The 897-nt window shown below is 28.8% G+C and carries 1 protein-coding gene; it reads left to right on the top strand.

Translation table 11 applies throughout. From position 1 onward, the window contains the following. Nucleotides 1-22 precede the first annotated feature (22 nt). Entirely contained in the window at nucleotides 23-409 is a 387-nt protein-coding gene (locus tag Q0945_RS15985; RefSeq protein ID WP_299436669.1) for a hypothetical protein, read from the top strand. The last annotated feature ends 488 nt before the right edge of the window (nucleotides 410-897 follow it).

The raw sequence follows: 897 nt of genomic DNA, 5'->3' as shown, positions 1-897 counted from the left end.
GTTGTAGCACATTTGAGAAACGATGAAACCTGAATTAAAATATATCGAATTGAAAAGCGGATTTGGAGATACTGGACCTGCTTGGATTGGAATGGCGGAATTCTCAAAATCTGGTCGAACTGTGTATTTTAATGGAAAAGCTCTTAAAAATTCAAATGCACAAGGAATTGCTGGAAATTATTACGATATAGAAAACGGAGACGAATATTGGATTTCTGGAATAAAGAAAAACGGAACTGACCGACATTGGGCTGGTGGTGGAAAAATTATGATTGACAGAAAGGTAGTTGACCTTTATTTAAGTCTGGTTAATTTTAATGTTTTGGATAAAAAACATTTTGAACTAGTTGATATTCCTTCAACTGATAAACAAAAGTTTGCGGAATTGGAAAATAAAAAATTGACATAAGTTTCTCAATTTAATGTTGATAACTGTTATTAACTTTCTGAAATTCAATAGAAACAATTAACTATCTTTGATTTATCGAAGCGATAATCTACATAATAACAATTCTGACTTTTATTAAAGAAATCTTCTTTTTTATTAAGAGTAAAGAAATGGATTCCCTTTTTAAAAAAAACCTATAAGTGTTTATAAGTTTGTTTTAAAGTCTTAATATTTTTTTGTATTAAATTTTCACTATTAAATCAAATATATTATAGATAACTGATAAACAATGGTTTACAATAATGCCGATTTTCATAAAATGCTGATTTCCAAAATCATTTATAAACATAGAATTTAGTACTGAATACAAAAAACGTGCTACAACAACGTGTATAATTAATTGCTTTGGTCGTTGCTTATTTGGAAAATTCCTTCGGAATTTTCTCGCGTTCGTTTTTGTTTACTAAATTAGTTGCTTAAACACGCAACTAACCATACACAAGACCGTT

Source organism: uncultured Maribacter sp. (assembly GCF_947500405.1).
Taxonomy (GTDB): Bacteria; Bacteroidota; Bacteroidia; order Flavobacteriales; family Flavobacteriaceae; genus Maribacter_B.
The sequence above is the reverse complement of the archived record's forward strand: the minus strand, read 5'-3'. Positions and strand labels throughout refer to the sequence as shown.

Excerpts from the sequence above, each read along its gene's own strand:
- Q0945_RS15985 (WP_299436669.1), top strand. The coding sequence starts at position 23 with ATGAAACCTGAATTAAAATATATCGAATTGAAAAGCGGATTTGGAGAT.